General features: G+C 46.1%; 8 protein-coding genes. All 8 read left to right on the plus strand.

Translation table 11 applies throughout. The features are described 5' to 3' along the window. The first annotated feature begins 273 nt into the window (after positions 1-273). The 8 genes from EZE20_RS22100 to EZE20_RS22135 all read left to right on the plus strand — a co-directional run bounded on the left by EZE20_RS22100 (position 274) and on the right by EZE20_RS22135 (position 18775). On the plus strand, positions 274-3294 hold the full coding sequence (locus EZE20_RS22100) for a SusC/RagA family TonB-linked outer membrane protein (RefSeq protein ID WP_132121853.1): 3021 nt from the start codon (positions 274-276) through the stop codon (positions 3292-3294). Positions 3295-3390: 96 nt separating this feature from the next. Next, the gene (locus EZE20_RS22105; RefSeq protein WP_132121855.1) at positions 3391-4866 is read left to right on the plus strand and encodes a RagB/SusD family nutrient uptake outer membrane protein; all 1476 of its coding nucleotides are present in this window, start codon (positions 3391-3393) and stop codon (positions 4864-4866) included. 134 nt (positions 4867-5000) lie between these two features. Further along, positions 5001-8339 carry an FG-GAP-like repeat-containing protein gene (locus EZE20_RS22110; protein ID WP_132121857.1) on the plus strand — a complete coding sequence of 1113 codons (3339 nt, stop codon included), beginning with the start codon at positions 5001-5003 and terminating at the stop codon, positions 8337-8339. A 40-nt stretch (positions 8340-8379) separates the two neighbouring features. After that, entirely contained in the window at positions 8380-11721 is a 3342-nt protein-coding gene (locus EZE20_RS22115) for a VCBS repeat-containing protein (protein WP_132121859.1), read from the plus strand. A gap of 6 nt (positions 11722-11727) precedes the next feature. Beyond that, a complete protein-coding gene (locus EZE20_RS22120; RefSeq protein ID WP_132121861.1) occupies positions 11728-15027 on the plus strand; it encodes a VCBS repeat-containing protein in 3300 nt (1099 codons plus the stop codon). A 112-nt stretch (positions 15028-15139) separates the two neighbouring features. Continuing rightward, entirely contained in the window at positions 15140-15682 is a 543-nt protein-coding gene (locus EZE20_RS22125; protein WP_132121863.1) for a hypothetical protein, read from the plus strand. A gap of 146 nt (positions 15683-15828) precedes the next feature. Further along, the gene (locus EZE20_RS22130; protein WP_132121865.1) at positions 15829-17190 is read left to right on the plus strand and encodes a vanadium-dependent haloperoxidase; all 1362 of its coding nucleotides are present in this window, start codon (positions 15829-15831) and stop codon (positions 17188-17190) included. Between the two features lie 1345 nt (positions 17191-18535). Beyond that, complete coding sequence (locus EZE20_RS22135; protein ID WP_132121867.1) at positions 18536-18775, plus strand: hypothetical protein; 240 nt, start codon at positions 18536-18538, stop codon at positions 18773-18775. Positions 18776-18892: the final 117 nt, after the last annotated feature.

Here is an 18892-nt window from a genome sequence, read left to right on the forward strand (position 1 = left end):
ATTTGAAACATTTCACGAAAATAATGGATTTTTTTCTGTGAAATTTCAGAAAGCAGAGTTTGCAAATTTTTTACTCAAAAATAGTTTCTAATTTCTGTGAAATGTTTTTGTATTATAAAAACTAATTATTGAAATTTGCTCACTTCTTTTGGGTTTATTTGCAATAACACGAGAAAGAATTAGATTATTTTGTGTTGTTGCTAATATTAACAAAATAAATTTGTCCGTTTTTTTAATAAAGTAAGTTCGTTTAACCAATCAATCAATTAACCTATGATGAATTTTTCCTACAATGCTGACCGCAAAAACGGTCATGTGGGCATTACCCGACTGTGGCAAACAGTACTGGCACTGTTGATTTCGGCAGGCATGGTAATGGCGCAGGAAATCACGGTAACTGGCGTCGTGACCGACGCGTCCGGTTCAGGCATGCCCGGTGTAGCCGTGACGGTGAAAGGTACCTCGCGCGGTGCCAATACAGATGTAGACGGAAGATTTTCTGTGTCTGCTCCCGGAAGCGCAACGCTTGTATTTAGTTTTGTGGGCTATGTTGCTCAGGAAATTCCGGTAAACAATCGCTCTACGATTGATATTAAACTTGCCGAAGATACCAAAGCTCTGGAAGAAGTGGTGGTAGTAGGATATGGTACTCAAAAGCGGAAAGAGATTTCGGGTACTGTTTCGAGCATCAGCAGCAAAGAGTTTAACAGCGGTTTTAATGCCAACCCATTGGCAGCTGTTCAGGGTAAAGTAGCTGGTTTGGTTATCAGTCAAACAGGTAGTGACCCTAATGCCACTGCGGTAGTTCGTCTGCGCGGGGTAGGTTCGCTTTCGGCTGGTTCTGATCCACTCTATGTAGTAGATGGTGTGCCAGGTGTACCCATTCAGAACATTTCTCCGAATGACATCGAAACTATTGACGTACTTCGCGATGCTTCTTCGGCAGCGATCTACGGTTCACGTGCGTCCAATGGTGTAATCATCATTACGACAAAACGTGGTAGAAGTGGGCGTGCAAGTGTGGATTACAACGGTTTCGTTGGGGTAGATCAGATCGCAAAAGCTCCTGCCTACATGAACGCAGAAGAGTACCGCGCAGCTACCCAAAAATTTGGTTTCAATGTTGGAGCTGATGACAAAGGTGCCGATACCAACTGGTTTGAAGAAATTACGCGTAAGGCAATCATTCAAAGCCACAACCTGGCATTTACCGGTGGAACAGAGAATTTTAGCTACCGTGCATCTTTGGGTTACCTCGGTCAGCAGGGAGTTGTAAAAAAATCAAACTACGAGCGGATCAGCGCCCGGATTAACCTGGATCAAACGGCTTTGAATGGAAAGCTGAAAATTTCCACAAGCCTCTCGGCTATCCTGGGAAATCGTGATTTTATCAACTACGAAGCATTCTCTTATTCTATTACCAACCGTCCTACGGATCCTGTTTACACAACTGATCCTGCATTTCAGACTCCTTCACGCGCAGGCTATTTTGAGCGTTTGGGAGATTTCTCCATCTTCAACCCGGTAGCTTTGATTGATAATACTACCAATGAAGGCAAGTCAGTTGAGTATCTTGGAAATATGAATCTTCGGTACAATCTGACTAAAGACCTGGTGATTGGTGCCAACGGTGCTTTGAAAGGCTATCAGCAAAATACATCTTACTACCTGACCCGTGTTCCTAAGTCAGGCGTAGTGTCACAGGGCTTGGCACAAATCTCCAATGGTCCGGCATACAATGCACCAACGGATGATAAGCTGCTCGAACTAACCTTGAACTACAACAAAACGCTGGGTAATTTGAACATCGGTGCTTTGGGAGGTTACTCGTATCAGGATGTGTCCTTTGCTAGCTTCTCTGCTCGTAACAGTAATTTTATTTCGGATGAAATCGGATTTGACAACCTTGGAGCTGGTGCAGGACTAGCGTTGGGTCAGCGTACAGATGCAGTTGGTTCTTTCCGTTCCAATTACAAGTTGATCTCTTTCTTTGGTCGTGTAACGGCTGCTCTTAACGAGAAGTACTTTGCAACTATGAGTTTGCGTCGCGACGGTTCTACTAAATTTGGTGCCAACAATAAATGGGGTCTTTTCCCTGCCGCATCGGTAGGCTGGACCGTTAGCAACGAAGAGTTCCTGAAAACTGTGCCCGCAATTGATAACCTTAAATTCCGAGTTAACTACGGACAGACAGGTAACTCCGAAGGTATTCGTCCGTACACTACCCTTGCTTTGCTAGGTGCTGGTGCACGCTACTATGACAACGGAAACTGGCTGCCTTCGTACCGCCCGATTCAGAACCCTAACCCTGACTTGAAGTGGGAAGTAAACGAAAACTACGGAGCTGGTATCGACTTCTCGTTGTTCAACTACCGTCTATCTGGTTCGATGGACTACTTTATCCGGAATACAAGAGACCTGTTGTACGAAATCGCTGCGCCACTTTCCATCCGTCCTATCGTTCCTAATATTCTGGCTAACGTAGGTTCTATGAGAAACCAAGGGTTTGAATTGTCTTTGGACGGGTTGATTATTGATAAAGGTGATTTCAAGTGGCAGGGAATTATTGCCGGTGCTACACTGAAAAACGAGGTAGTTGCTCTTTCAAAAGGTGAGTTTCTGGCCTCCGATGCTATTTTTATCGGTAGTGATTTAGGTGCTGCTACCCGCGGTACTTCCAATGTACCTTTCTCAATTATCCGCCCCGGCTATCCGGTAGGTGCGTTGTGGGGTGCACGTGTACTTGAAATTGATGATCAGGGTAAGTATGTACTTGAAGATATTAATGGAGATGGTGTTATCGACGAAAATGCCTCAGACCGGACGTTCATCGGAAACCCGCTGCCTAAGGTAACTGCGTCTATGACCAACAACTTTACCTACAAAAACTTCAACCTGAGCTTCCTGTTGAATGGTAACTTTGGTAATAAAATCTACAATGCCGAGCGTATGCAGTATGAACGTCAGGTAGGTCGTATTCCCGCAGAAAATACACTCAAAAGCGCTGTGGATTCTCCTATTCGGGATGACCGTACCGGTTCTATCGACTATTTCGTAGAAGATGGTAGCTTTGTACGTCTTGCCAACTTCCAGTTTGCTTACAATATCCCCGTAGAAGGTAAAACTTTCACAAGAGCACAGGTATATCTATCAGGTAACAACCTGTTTGTATTAACCAAATTCAAGGGTGTTGATCCTGAATTGAGCACAGGAAACAGTAACTCCGGTATTTATACCAAGCAGCAGTTCCCCAAATCACGCGGGTTTCAGCTAGGTGTAAACCTTTCATTCTAAGGTAAAAGGTTTGGTGGAAATAAAAATTTTATTTCCACCAAACACCTCTACCAAACAGACGGTTCTATCAAAATTATAGTAAAAAATCATACTAAAATGAAAAAATCATTCACCTATCTTGCCTTGGCAGGAGCTATTACGATGGCTTCCTGTACCAATCTGGAAGAGTCCATCTATGGGGTAATTCCTCAGGAAGGATTTGGAAATACGCCTGAGCAGTTGGCTGCTCTCCTGGGTCCTGCTTACTCCAACGTACGTGATGCCTCCTGGAACTGGCACAACCATGAAGTAACAACCGATGTCATGTTGGTTCCAACTCGTGGAGCTGACTGGTACGATGGCGGTAACTGGCTAAACTACCACCGTCACACCTGGTCGACATTGCACGGACCTATCAATGACATGTGGGGTTGGATTTTCGAAGGTGGTATCAACACCATCAACCAATTGATTCCACAGGTAGAAGGAAATGCACCTGCTACTGCCGAGCTAAGAGCCGTGCGGGCATTTTACTATCTGTTGGCACTGGATCTTTTCGGAAACGTACCCATCATCACGGAATCTGGTGCTGCTTCTGCTGCAACCAAGACTCGTGCAGAAGTGTACGCTTTTGTAGAAACTGAGTTAACAGCTGCTTTGCCAAACCTTTCAGAAGCAAAAACGTACGGACGGATCAACAAGTGGGCCGCTCAGGCGTTGCTTGCTAAGTTGTACATCAATGCGCAGGTTTACAAAGGGTCTCCCGAGTGGGCTAAGTGTGTTGCCGCATGTGACGCAGTGATCAATTCTGGTCAATACTCATTGGAGTCTAATTTCTTCAATAACTTCTCGATCAATAATGAAGGCTCTACTGAAAACGTTTGGGCTATTCCTTTTGACAAAAATCAGGCAGGCGGTATGACTATTGCTTACCGTACACTGCACTATGCAAATCAGGCTACCTATGGCCTGGCCGATACCCCCTGGAATGGTTTCTGTTCGTTGGCTGATTTCTATAACTCATTTGAAAACAATGATTTGAGAAAGCAGATGTTCATCACAGGCTTACAAAAATCAGCGTCAGGTGCTAATTTGAAAGACGCGCTTGGTAATGACCTCGTATTTACGATTGATGTTCCTAAGGACGAAATGACCGCTCAGGACGTTACGTATCAAGGCGCAGGTGCCCGTTTGGGTAAATATCAGATTCAGACAAACAACGTACGTACAGATCAGGATAACGACTGGGCAATGCTCCGCCTGGCAGATGTACACCTGATGCGTGGTGAAGCAAAGTTCCGCCTGGGCGATCAGGCTGGTGCATTGGCTGATGTGAACCCAATTCGTCAACGCGCAGGCTTAGCACCAGCTACCTCGCTTACTCTTGACAGCATCCTCGAAGAGCGTGGCCGTGAGCTCGCATGGGAAGGATGGCGTCGGAATGACCTCGTGCGTTTCGGTAAGTTTACCGAAGTAGGAGGCAAGTTTACCAGCAAGTTTATGAAGAATCCAGCTGCGCACACTGCGTTGTTCCCGATTCCTCAGCAGCGGATTGATGCCAACCCCGGCTTGAAACAAAACCCCGGCTATTGATTTAACCCGTTATATTTGAATACAAAAGGGGGTCGAAAGGCTCCCTTTTGTATTTTACAGACAGACCAGGTTTCATGAACCTGATATGCGCGTTTCTCCTTACTTTTGTGTTTTTGTCATTAGCCCCAATACCCATGCGTATTTTTTTCCGGGGAATCATCGCCGCCGCTTTGTTTTTGGCAGGTTGCGAGCGTTCTACCGATAAGCAACTCTTTGAAACTTTGTCCGCTGAGGAAACTGGACTCGATTTTGAAAATAGAATTCTTGATAAAAAAGAATTGAATATTTTTAACTACCGCAACTTCTATAATGGAGGAGGGGTAGCTATTGGAGATGTGAACGGCGACGGTCTGGCCGATATTTACCTGACCTCTAACTTTGAAAGTAATAAACTCTTTCTAAATCGTGGCGATTGGAATTTTGAAGATGTAACGCAAGAAGCGGGCGTTGGGGGCAATAAGGGCTGGTCTACGGGTGCCACTTTTGCCGATGTGAATGGCGATGGTCTGCTTGATATGTACGTTTGCAATGCCGGAAATATTCAGGGCGATAGCCGGGGTAATGAACTGTTTATTAATCTGGGAAATAATGAAAAAGGCATCCCCACCTTCAAAGAATCCGCAGTACAGTACGGATTGGTTGACGGCGGGTTTTCGACTCACGCCGCCTTCTTTGACTTTGACCGTGATGGCGACCTCGACATGTACCTGCTGAACAATAGCTTTACGCCTGTTGACAAGCTGGCTTATCAGAATTTTCGCAACATGCGCGATAATCTCGGCGGCGACAAGCTCTTTCGCAACGATGGCGATCACTTTACGGACGTAAGCAGCGAAGCAGGAATATACGGCAGTCTAATTGGCTTTGGCCTGGGCATCACAATCGGTGATGTAAATAATGATAACTGGCTGGATATCTACATTTCCAATGATTTTTACGAACGGGATTATCTCTACATCAATCAAAAAGACGGCACATTTCGGGAATCTCTCGTAGACTACATGCCCCACATCAGTTTGTCGTCGATGGGTGCCGACATTGCGGATATCAATAACGATGGCAACCTGGATATTTTCGTAACAGACATGCTGCCCGAAGGCGATGTGCGACTCAAAACGACTTCCGTATTTGAAGGATATGAGGTTACAGAATTGAAGAAAAACCGCGATTATTGGCATCAGTACATGCGCAATATGCTACACCTCAACAACGGCGATGGTACGTTTACCGAAGCCGGACAAATGGCAGGAGTGCACGCGACGGATTGGAGCTGGGGAGCGTTGATTTTTGACATGGATAGCGATGGACAAAAAGATCTTTTTGTAGCAAATGGCATCGTCAAAAATCTGACGGATCAGGATTATGTTGCTTTTCTGGCCGACAAAAATAATATTCAGGCGATGATTGAAGGCCGAATGAAGTTTGATTACCGCGAATTTGTGGATATGATCAGCTCTACGCCAATTCCAAATTACGCCTACCGAAATAAAGGGAACCTTGAATTTGAAAATTCTGCCAAAACCTGGGGACTTGGAAAGCCCGGCTTTTCCAACGGCTCCGCCTATGGCGATCTGGATAACGACGGCGACCTGGATTTGATCGTGAACAACAATAATGACAAGTTGGGCGTATATCGAAATCATTCGGTGGAGCGCTTCAAAAAACATTTTTTACGGGTAAAATTGAAAGGCGATAAGGCCAATCCTAATGCCATTGGTGCCAAAGTTTATATTCATCAGAAAGGTTCTATCCAATATTTACAGCAAATGCCTAACCGAGGGTTTCAGTCGTCGAGTGATCTGACGCTTGTGTTTGGTCTGAATGCAAATCCTGTGATCGACTCCCTGCTTGTGATTTGGCCCGATGACCGGCAGCAACTAATTAAAAATCCGGCTGCTGATGGTACGCTTACCCTTGATATCCGGCAGGCTACGGGCGTCTGGAAAGCAGCTGTGCCTTCTGTGGAGCCGCTGCCCGTTCAGGATATAACGGCAAAGGCTGCTCTCAATTTTACGCATCAGGAAAATGAATTTGTAGACTACTACCGCGACGGCCTTCTTAAACAAAAGTACTCGACGCAGGGCCCCGCACTTGCCGTGGGCGATGTCAATGGCGATGGCCTGGATGATGTGTATCTTGGAGCTGCTGCCGGGAAAATCAGTCAACTATTTATCCAAACCACTGCCGGGACCTTTCAGTCGCCACAACAGGAGAGCTTTGCCCAGGCTGCGGCAGTTGAAGAAACAGCCGCTGTATTTTTTGACGCCGATGGCGATGGTGACCTCGATTTGTACGTCGTAACAGGTGGAAATGAGTTTTTGGATGAAAACCCCGTGTTGGTGGATCGATTGTATTTCAATGATGGACGGGGCAATTTTACGTATCAGGAAAACGCCCTTCCCCGGCTATTCGACAATGGCTCCTGCGTAACCGCTGCCGACTTTGATGGCGATGGCGATCTGGATTTGTTCGTGGGCACGCGGCTTATTTCCGGCCAATACGGAATGGATCCTCCAAGTCGGCTTTTGATTAATGGCGGAAAAGGCACATTTACGGATCAGTCGCAGGGCAAAATTGCACAATGGAAAGACTTGGGTATGGTTACCGATGCCCGATGGGAAGATTTGGATAAGGATTCGTTTCCCGATTTGGTGATTGTGGGAGACTGGATGCCCGTGACAATTTATAAAAATGAAAAAGGAAAAAAACTAACCCGGTATGACATTCCTACGCTCATAAAGAGCAATGGCTGGTGGAATTCTATTACGGCAACGGATATTGACGGCGATGGAGATATGGATTTTGTGCTCGGGAATTTAGGGAAAAACACAAAAATGCTGGCTTCCGAATCTCGTCCAGCTCAGCTGTATACCAATGATTTTGATCGAAATGGCTCTGTTGAACAGGTCATTACGTGCTATGCGGCTGATGGTCGAAGCTACCCGATGGTCATGAAATCGGATATTCAGAAAGTACTTCCGGTCATCAAGAAGAAGTTTGTGAAACATACAGAATATGCCGGAAAAACGATTGACGAGCTTTTTACCCCCGAACAAATGCAGGGAGTTGTAAAGAAAGTTGTATATACTTCTACAACCTCTTTGCTGATCAATAACGGCAATTTTTCATTTACTCTGACCGCCCTGCCGCAGCAGGCGCAGCTTTCCCCCATTTTTGGTAGCAGTGCCTTTGACTATAATCAGGATGGCAAACCTGATCTGTTTCTGACCGGAAATTTCTTCGATGTACTCCCCGAAATCGGACGTTACGATTCAAATTATGGGCAGGTATTGCTTGCCAAAGGAGGCAATCAGTTTAGCCATGTGCCGCCTGCACAAACCGGTTTTCGGGTGCGTGGGCAGGTACGCCGCATGGCGTTGGTACGCGGGAATAATGGCCGGCAAATGCTGGTTCTGGCAAAAAATAATGACGCAGCGCAGCTGTTTTTACTTCCCGCCAAGACTTCCCGATAACCCGATGTATCTGGTAAAAACCGCAGGAATCATTTAACCTATGTTACAGAAAATTATTTTGAAAAAATACCTTCATGTGCTTTGCCTGACCGGTCTGTCAGCCATTTTTCTGGCTGGTTGTCAGGAGTCAGGTTCCGATGAGAAAAAATGGGAGGGCGAACCTCTATTTAAGCGTCTTCATCCTGATTCGAGTGGCATTGCCTTTGTGAATGAAGTAGCCAATACCCCGGAATTTAGTTTTCTTGATTACCTCTATTTCTATAACGGGGGTGGTGTGTCTGCGGGTGATATCAACAACGACGGACTCACGGACCTGTACTTTGTTTCCAATCAGGGGAAAAACAAGCTGTACCTGAACAAAGGGAATTTTAAGTTTGAAGAAGTAGCCGAAAAAGCTGGCGTTACCGGAAAAGCCACCTGGCAGACGGGCGTTACGATGGCCGATGTCAACGGCGACGGCTTCCTGGATCTGTACGTGTGTGCTGTTAGTAACTACAAGGGGCTGACCGGAAGCAACGAGCTATATATTAATAACGGTGATGGAACCTTTACCGAACGCGCCAAAGAATTTGGTCTTGCCTTTGAAGGCTTTTCAACGCAGGCCGCCTTTTTTGACTACGACCACGACGGCGATCTGGACGTATACCTGCTCACGCATGCGGTACATACTTCTCTTTCTTACGGGCGGGTTTCTACCCGTGCCCTAACCCGCGACACCGAAGCGGGCGATTATTTGTTCCGAAACGAAGGCGGCAAACGCTTTACGGACGTAAGCGAGAAAGCCGGAATTTATGCCGCTCCCATGGGCTACGGGCTCGGGATTTCGGTAGGCGACCTCAACGACGATGGTTGGGATGATATTTATGTTGCCAACGATTTTCATGAAGATGATTATTACTACATCAATAATCAGGACGGAACATTTACTGAGGCCCTGCGCAGGCATTTTAGCCATACGAGCAAATTCTCGATGGGCAACGATATGGCCGATCTCAACAACGATGGTCTGTTGGATGTATTTACGGTAGATATGTACCCCGAAGACCCGGCCGTCGAAAAAGCAACTGCCGGAGAAGATCCGTTGGATGTCTATTTGTATAAATTACAGTTTGGATTTTATAACCAATATACCCGCAATACCCTGCAGCTAAATTTGGGTGGTGAGCGGTTTGTGGATGTGGGCGCTATGTCGGGCGTGGCCGCAACGGATTGGAGTTGGTCGCCTTTGCTGGCCGATTTTGATAACGATGGCATCAAAGATATTTTTGTTTCCAACGGAATCGTGCGCCGACCCAATGATCTCGAATACCTGAAATTTGTATCAAGCCCGGAAGTTACGATGCAGGTGGTTCGGCGGGAAACGCTGGACCGGGAGATGATTTCACGCATGCCCGATGGGCGGGCGCACAATTACCTCTATCAGGGCACCGACAGCCTGCCCTACATCGACCGTTCGTTTGACTGGGGTTTTGGCGATGCCAATTACGCCAACGGGGCGCTTTATGCCGATCTGGACAATGACGGAGACCTGGACCTGATCACGAATAATATTAACGAACTGGCCGGAATTTATGAAAATCAGGCCAACCGCACACAGGCTAATTCGTACCTGAAAGTTAGCCTCAAAGGCGATCAGCTCAATACCTTTGGCGTAGGGGCCAAGGTGTACATAAAAACAGCCAAAGGCTGGCACTATCAGCACAACATGCCTACGCGCGGCTTTATGTCGTCCGTAGAACCAACCCTTACTTTTGGTGTTGGTAAGGCTACAATCCTGGATTCGGTAGTGGTTGTTTGGCCTGATCAGAAGGCGGAGATTCGCACGGCAGTAAAACCAAATCAACTGCTTACCTTTCGGCAGACAGCAGCAACTACTTCCTTCTCGTTCAGGAAACCCAAACCTCCAATTTTTGAGAATATCAGCACCGCTACGCTTCTTGACTATAAACACATCGAAAATGCCTACTACGATTTTACCCGTGAACCGCTGATGCCCTTCAAGGTGTCTACCGAGGGGCCCGCAATGGCTATTGGAGATGTCAACGGAGATGGGCTGGATGATATGTATCTGGGCGGCGCAAAGTTACAGCCCGGTCAGCTATACCTGCAGCAGCCCGGTGGAACCTGGATGCGGAAGAATGAAATGGCCTTGCAGCGCGATACGCTGTATGAAGACGTAGACGCTATTTTCTTCGATGCAGACAACGACAAAGATCTTGATTTGTACGTGGTAAGCGGAGGAAATGAGTTTTTTGGCGAAGCCCCGGCTTTGCTTGATCGTCTGTACCGAAACGACGGCAAAGGGAATTTTGTACAGGATGCCAAAGCATTGCCCGCAATGTTTGCCAATAAAGGCTGCGTAGTACCTTTCGATTACGACAACGACGGCGATATTGATCTTTTTGTAGGAGGACGTGTCACGGCTTATGCCTACGGGAATATTCCGGATTCGTATTTGCTGATCAACGATGGCAAGGGGAATTTTTCTGACGGTACTGCCACTTTCGCCCCCGAACTGCGCAAAGCAGGGATGGTTACAGATGCCGTTTGGAGCGATTTTGACGGCGATGGGGACGTTGATTTGCTGGTTGTCGGCGATTGGATGCCCGTTCGGGTTTTTAAGAATGAAAAAGGGAAACTTTCTCCACAGGAAACGTCGCTTAATCAGCGAACGGGTTTTTGGCAGGTAATTGAAAAGGCCGATCTCGATGGCGATGGCGACGATGACTATGTGGTGGGCAATATGGGTACGAACACTAAGTTCAGGCGGGGTGCCGGAGGAAAGCTGAGAATGTATGCCGGTGATTTTCTGAATGTTAACAAAATGGATCACCTGTTGGCATATAGCGTGGAAGATAAGTTTTACCCGGTTTCGCTGAAAGACGAGATCAGTAAATCCATTCCGTACATCAATCAGCGGTTTCCAAACTACCGTGATTTTTCAGGAAAAACCATTGAACAAATCTTTAAATCCAATGAACTGGACGCCGCTGAACTTCGGGAAGTCAATACGTTTGAAAGCATTTGGATTGAAAATAAAGGAAAAGGAGAGTTTGTGGTGCATCCGCTTCCTTTTCTGGCGCAGGCTTCCAAGGTCTTTGCCGTGGAGATTTCGGATATCAATGGAGACAAAAAACCGGATATAATTCTGGGCGGAAATTTTTACAGCGTCAGTACCTATCAGGGGCGCTACGACGGCAGTCACGGGCTTATTCTGGAAAATGCCGGTAAAGGTCAATGGAAAACCCTGCTTCCTACGGATACCGGATTTTTGCTCGATGGCGAAATCCGGCATATCAAAGCAGTACGTACGCCAACGGGAACTGTCTTTGCTGTCATTCGGAACAACGACACGCCGCTCTTTTTTAAGCCCAAGCCCTAACTCCCTATGCGCACTTCTGTACTGCTCGTTTTTGTGGCTTGCCTGATTAATTTTACGGCATGTTCTCCTCCGGAGGAGCCTACGCTGTTTGAGCGGCTCAAAGCGGGAGAAACCGGCGTTACGTTTGAAAACCGCCTTACCGAAAGCGAGCAGTGGAATATTCTGGCTTATGAATATTACTACAACGGGGGAGGAGTGGCCGTGGGAGATTTTAATAACGATGGCAAGCCTGATCTTTACTTTACGGGCAATCAGGTAGCGAATGCTTTTTATCTGAACAAGGGAAATTTTCAATTTGAAGACATCACGCAACAGGCCGGATTGGCGGGCCGAACCGACGGCTGGGCCACCGGCGTAACCGTCGCTGACGTAAACGCAGACGGATTTCTGGATATTTACGTCTGTTATTCGGGACCGCTTCCGGCGGATAAGCGCAAGAATCAGCTTTTTATCAATAATAAAAATCTAACCTTTACCGACCACGCCGAAGCCTATGGCCTGGCCGATACGGGCTATTCTACGCAGGCCGCTTTTCTGGATTATGATCGCGACGGCGATCTGGATTTGTTTGTGATGAACCACAACCTGCGCAACTACGGCCGCAAGGAAGCTGCATTTCTTAAATCAGCCCGTGACCCCGATGCGGGAGATAAGTTGTACCGCAACGATACGCCAAAAGATAGTCCGAATGCTATTCGATTTACCGAAGTAAGTGAGCAGGCGGGCATTCGCAGCAATGCGCTGGGCTTTGGTTTGGGTCTTGCGGTCTCAGACCTGAACCACGACGGCTGGCCCGACCTGTTTGTAGGAAATGATTATGTGGAAGAAGATTATGTGTACATCAATCAGCGGGATGGTACTTTTCTGGAAGCAGGAAAAGACCTGATGGGGCATTTCTCGTTTTCAACGATGGGTGTTGACATCGCTGACGTGAATAATGATACCTGGCCGGACGTATTTACATTGGATATGTTGCCCGCAGACAACGAGCGGCAAAAGCTCCTGGCCTGGCCCGACAGCTGGAACGTGCAGCAATCGATGCTGGAAAATGGCTTTCACTGGCAAAATATGCGCAATATGCTTCACCTGAATCGGGGCGTGTCTGAACAGGAAAAGGGGATGGTACATCAGCCCTCGTTCAGTGAAATTGGTCAGCTGGCCGGCGTGGCCGCTACGGATTGGAGCTGGGGCGGCCTGTTGGCTGATCTGGATAACGATGGGTTGAAGGATATTTTTGTTTCCAACGGCTACGTGCGGGACTATACCAACCTCGACTTCATTAAGTACTATGCCGATGAAAAAATGAAACAGGGAGGGACGGGTTCGTTGCTGAAACATCTTGCAAAAATGCCCGCTACCCCAACGCATCATTTCATTTTTAAAAATAACGGTGACCTTACGTTTACCGATAAATCCAAAGAATGGGGATTTGACAAACCGGCGATTGCGTGTGGTTCGGCCTACGCTGATCTGGATGGCGACGGCGATTTGGATTTAATAACCAATGCGACCAACGAAACCGCCGGAATTTATAAGAATACCCAACAGGAAACCAATCCACGTACTTTTCTGGATGTGGAGTTAGGGCACTCAGCCGTTCATTTGGGTGCAAAAGTGGCGCTTTATCCCTCCGATTCGGTCGTTCAGTGGTTGGAAAATTACCCCACCCGCGGGTTTGAATCGTCGTCGGCAGGGCGGTTGCACTTTGGTCTGAACACCGCCCAAAGTATTGATTCGGTACAGGTACTTTGGCCCGATGGACGGATACAAATCCTGAAAAATCCGGAGGTCAATCAGGTACTTTCTCTGAATATAGAAGCGGCAAGTCAGCCCGGAAATATTCTTTTGACGGATGCTTCATCAGTACTCACTTTTGTTTCCGGTCCGGAATTTTTTCACCGCGAAAATGCCGTTGTGGATTTTAACCGCCAAATTTTACTTCCCCGCCAATATTCCTACGAAGGCCCTCGCCTGGCCAAAGCCGATGTGAATGGCGATGGTCGGGAAGACTTTTTTGTGGCAGGCGCTACCGGACAACCGGGCGCACTATTTATCCAAAAACCCGATGCCGGATTTGTGCTCTTACCTCAGTCCGTATTTGAAGAAGACAAGGCTTTGGAAGATCGGGATGCGGTTTTTCTGGATGCTGACGGCGACGGCGATTTCGATTTGTACGTGGTCAGTGGTTCGTTTGAGCTTGCGCCTTTTGATCCTCGTCAGGAAGATCGACTGTATCTGAACGACGGAAAAGGGCATTTTTCCAAAGCGCCGATGGGTTCTTTGCCGGGTTTTCTGCGTTCGAGCAGCTGCGTGGTAGCTCTTGATGCCGACCGGGACGGCGACACGGATCTTTTTGTGGGCGGTGCCGCAAGTCCCGGCGAGTTTCCGTATGCAGCTGAGAGTTTTCTTTTGATTAATAATGGCAAAGGCCGATTCACCGCGCAGGAACCGTTGGCACCGCTCGGGCTGGTGACGGATGTCTGCACTGCCGACATCAACGGCGACGGCTGGCCCGACCTGCTGGTGGTGGGCGAGTGGATGCCGATTACCTACATTTTGAACCAAAAAGGTACGTTTGACTTTACTCAAAAGAACATCGTTTCCGGCACCGATGGCCTGTGGCTGCGGGTAACATCGGCAGACCTTGACGGCGACGGTGATGCCGATTTTGTAGCAGGAAACTGGGGCCTGAACAACCCATTCAGAAATGTATCTGCACAACAGCCGCTGACGCTCTATGCCAATGATTTTGACCGCAATGGCACCGTTGACCCGTTTATGTCATACTACATGCAGGACAAAGAATATCCGCAGGCCGGACGCGACGAAGCCCTGGAACAATACCTGCCGTTTCGCAAAAAATTTACGGATTATGCCTCCTACGCCCGCGCTACGTTCAGCGAATTATTCAGCGAAGAGGAGTTGAATAATGCCGACAAACGATCGGTGTCAAACCTTCAAACGGGACTGATCCTTAATGAAAAAGGTACGTTAACTTTCAAAGCTTTACCTCTCGTTGCCCAACAATTTCCGGTAGCGGCCATTCTGGTAGACGATTTTGATGGAGATGGTTTGAAAGATATATTTTTAGCAGGAAATTTACGCAATACCCGCATTCGTATCGGCAAAATGGATGCCGGGCATGGCCTGCTCCTGACCGGTACGGGTAAAGGAACATTTGAACCGTTGCAAAAAAGAAAGCTAGGTGTAGAATTACAGGGCGAAATAAAAGATGTTAAAAAGGTAGGAACAACCTGGATCGTCGCGCAAAACAACGGTCCAATGATTTTTCTTAAACAGCGCTGATCGGCTTAAATCGTTGATTCAACAATTTACCTGAGATGACACAAGTCAGTTGTCCATTCCTGTGAATTCAGTTATATTTGTGGATAATTATCCTGTATTTTAGAAATATTTAGTGAAACAAATCGTCGCCACCGGATTCTTTTTTCTGCTTCTGCTCAACATGCTTGGGCAGTCGATGGCGGTGTGGTTTATTGAGGAATTACACGAAAATCCGACCGCGCAGCAGTTGGGCGACGAGTTGGTGGAAATAAAAATCCCGTTGTCGATTCCTTACGGCACCAACTGGCAAAACGACGCTCCTTCGGGGCTGATTCGGTACGGCGATGCCTTCTATAATATCGTCGAACAGCGCTACGAAAACGATTCCTTGTATACGCTCATGCAGGCAAACCTGAGCGCACGCGAACAGTTTTTTGCCCTGGCAGATCGCATTCAGCAGGAGTTTGGCCACGATACGAAAGCCGACGGCCCGATGCAAAAAGGCGTTAAACTTTTTTCAAGTGCCTTCAAACACTATTTGTCAGTCGGCAACCACGTTACTTTTTTTGTATGGGAATTGCTCCCACAGGTTTCTCATGCGTGGCAGATTTCAGCTTCCTTTTCTTCCCTAACGCCCGGTCCGCTTACTCCTCCGCCCGACGTAGCTACCTGCTGATTCCTTCCCTTTTTGCAGGTTTCTTGTCGGAGCCTGATTTCTTCTATCTATTTATTTTTTATAAAAAAAGAGTGTAATCGTTTATCCCGGATGGTATATTTCTGTGGATAAAATGGGTCGCATTCTACTCAATATCTGTACGTTACATGAAAAAGATTATATACAGTCTGGTAGTAATAGCTCTTGCAGCGTCCCTGCAAAACTGCCGGAAAACTACGACTCCTGAGGTGTACAACGCCGCGGCGTCTGATCCTCAGATTTTCCATGAGTTGGGCATTCATCTGACCGACGTCATTATTCACGATATTTTTAAACCACCCGTCGCCAGCCGCATTTATGGCTATTCGTATTTGGCCGCTTACGAAGCGCTTGCACCCGGCTATCCCGACTATCAGTCGCTTAGCGGGCAACTCAACGACCTTGGTCCGGCGCCAAAACCCGAAGCCGGAAAAGACTATTGCTACCCCTTGGCAAGTGCCAAAGCCTTTGCGTTGGTGGGGCGCACGCTGACGTTCTCCGGGAATTTGTGGGATGATTATGAAAAAGAGCTCTTCAAAAAATATGAAGAAATGGGCATTCCATCAGACGTTTATGAGCGCTCGATTGCCTTCGGTGAACTGATCGCCAACCATATAATCGACTATTCATCCAAAGATAACTACAAGCAAATCAGGGGTTTTCGGTATACCGTAACCAATAATCCCGGTACGTGGGTGCCCACGCCGCCGGCCTATGCCGATGCCTGCGAACCGATGTGGAATACCGTGCGGCCTTTTGCGCTTGATTCCGTGCGGCAGTTTACCTGTCCGCCACCCGCGCCCTACGATTTGAACGAAAAAAGCGAGTTTATGAAACTGACTCGTGAAGTGTACGAAACAGGTAAAAACTTGACGGAAGATCAGCGCACAACGGCTTATTTCTGGGACGACAATGCCTTCGTGACCAACGTCGTAGGGCATGTCATGTTTGCCAACAAAAAAATGACCCCTCCCGGTCATTGGCTGGCGATTACGCGGACAGTAGCAGTAGACAAAAAACTCTCCCTGATAGAGTCCACCGAAGCCTACGCGCTGGGAGCGATTGCGTTGTACGATGCCTTCATTTCGTGTTGGGATGAAAAATACAAAAGCGTGCGGATTCGTCCCGAAACGGTCATCAACAACGGCTGGGATCCTGAGTGGCGGCCTTACTTGGAAACACCGCCGTTTCCGGAATATGTGAGCGGCCACAGCTCTATTTCTGCCGCCTGCGGCACGGTACTTACGCATCTTTTAGGCGATAATGTAGCCTTTACCGATACGACCGAAAAGAAATATGGTCATGGCGTAAAGTCGTTTAAATCGTTTGAAGAGGCCTATTGGGATGCTTCATACAGCCGCATGTACGGCGGCATTCACTACCGCGATGGCGTGGAAGAAGGCACGCATCTGGGAGAAACCGTTGGCAATTGGGTGTGGAAAAAAGTAAAAACCCGCAAAAACCGTCCCGAAGGAGTAGCGCTGCGGTAGTTTTGCTAAGTTTTTGATACGAATAGATGCCTGTCCCGGTTTGTTGGGGCAGGCATCTATTTTTATGTCGTCGCTGGTGTTTTTTGTTAACGACATTTCCTTAAAATGTTCTTATATCAGACGGTATAACTACTTATACTATTGGTTTTACCTGCATTTGGAGGAGAATTACTCAGCACATGTGAGAGAACAATCAATTTTGCTTAAACAAACCACATACCCACTTGGAGTTGATGTTGAAAACATCAACGAAGGCTGAAAATATTTGTCTATAATGTTTTTAAAAATCAAAAATTCTATCAGAAATGAGTATGCAAATGAAAGAAACGAACTATATATTTGAGTATTCTGATGCGTTTTTTGCAAAAAAAATGGTACAGCTCAGTTAAATGATGATTCCGTTGAATTTGTATTTGACAATAAAAGTTCTACTATTAAATTTGAAAACATTATATCTTATGATATTTTGTACTATAATGGGGTAAGCTTGCAATTTAAACTTGCTAATGGAAATAAATTTAAACTAAAAGCATTGAGTGCTTTCTGTAATTCAAAGCAGTTTGAGATTTTTTGTGAAAATTTAGAAGACTCATTGACGCAGTATGCGATAGATTACGATACTGACTTAGCTCGGGAACCTTCTATTTTTTGAGCATAGATTAATGCCTTGGTTTCTTACAGTTGGCACAATTATAATTATTTGGCTTTTTGTCCGTACTATTCGTGCTGAATATAGTATAATAAATCTTTTAGTTCCAATAAGTATATTTATAGGTTTATGGTTTGCATTCTTTTTATCAAGGTTAAAGTTAAAAGATAAAAAATAATGATTTTGCGTAAAGGTTCAAACGGATTTATTACACCTTTGTTGGTGTTTTCACCATAGCCGTCAGGCTAACGGCCTCGGAGAGGTCTAATGTTTGTAGAAAAACCAATAAGGGTTATAATTAAGCTTCGTAGAAGCGGAACATTACGCTTCTACGAAGCTTTGTAACTCGCTGATTATGAAGAATTTACAAACATTTCGCTTCTCCGAAGCAATTCTTAAGCTGACGGCTATGGTGTTTTCACTAACAAAATTTCCTTAATAGTTTAGCTGTAAACAATCTTATGACATAGGTTTTACTACTCATTCTATTGGGTTTAGTTGTATCAGTGTGGGGATTAATCAGCACAAGTGAGAAAACATTCAAATATGCTGAGACAAACTACATACCCACTTGGAGTTGATGTTGAAAACATCAATAACGGCTGAAAAATAAAGACAAAAGATACGCATATGAGGAAAGTCTCAATAATTGTATTTTTGATTTTTGTTATTGGATGCACTAACAAAAAAATAGATATGGAAAAAAACTTTGATGTTAATTTTGAAGGATTTCCTTATCCAGATAAAATATATTTGAAATCAAAAAAATTAGAAAGAGTTTCAGGCGATAGTATACTTGTTGCGGAATTAGATTTGGATTCCCTGGAAATTAGAAACATATTCAATAATATCCGAAAAAATGATTTATTTTCTTTACCGGATTTTTATAAACCTGAACCAGAATGTGATGGTTTTCCAATTAGAGAATTGAACTAGGCTCTTGGTAAATATAGTTAAATTTCTTAAATTACTTGAAATTAAACTAGTTAGTATGGAAAATCGCTTTAAAAGTTTGACGTTATTTGAATTTCAGGAAAAATTCCCTGACGATGA

The sequence above is a fragment of the Arundinibacter roseus genome (assembly GCF_004348825.1).
GTDB classification, from domain to species: Bacteria; Bacteroidota; Bacteroidia; order Cytophagales; family Spirosomataceae; genus Arundinibacter; species Arundinibacter roseus.

What these genes read in the sequence shown, in the direction of transcription:
- EZE20_RS22100 (WP_132121853.1), top strand. Translation starts at nt 274, where the DNA reads ATGATGAATTTTTCCTACAATGCTGACCGCAAAAACGGTCATGTGGGC.
- EZE20_RS22105 (WP_132121855.1), top strand. Translation starts at nt 3,391, where the DNA reads ATGAAAAAATCATTCACCTATCTTGCCTTGGCAGGAGCTATTACGATG.
- EZE20_RS22110 (WP_132121857.1), top strand. Translation starts at nt 5,001, where the DNA reads ATGCGTATTTTTTTCCGGGGAATCATCGCCGCCGCTTTGTTTTTGGCA.
- EZE20_RS22115 (WP_132121859.1), top strand. Translation starts at nt 8,380, where the DNA reads ATGTTACAGAAAATTATTTTGAAAAAATACCTTCATGTGCTTTGCCTG.
- EZE20_RS22120 (WP_132121861.1), top strand. Translation starts at nt 11,728, where the DNA reads ATGCGCACTTCTGTACTGCTCGTTTTTGTGGCTTGCCTGATTAATTTT.
- EZE20_RS22130 (WP_132121865.1), top strand. Translation starts at nt 15,829, where the DNA reads ATGAAAAAGATTATATACAGTCTGGTAGTAATAGCTCTTGCAGCGTCC.
- EZE20_RS22135 (WP_132121867.1), top strand. Translation starts at nt 18,536, where the DNA reads ATGGAAAAAAACTTTGATGTTAATTTTGAAGGATTTCCTTATCCAGAT.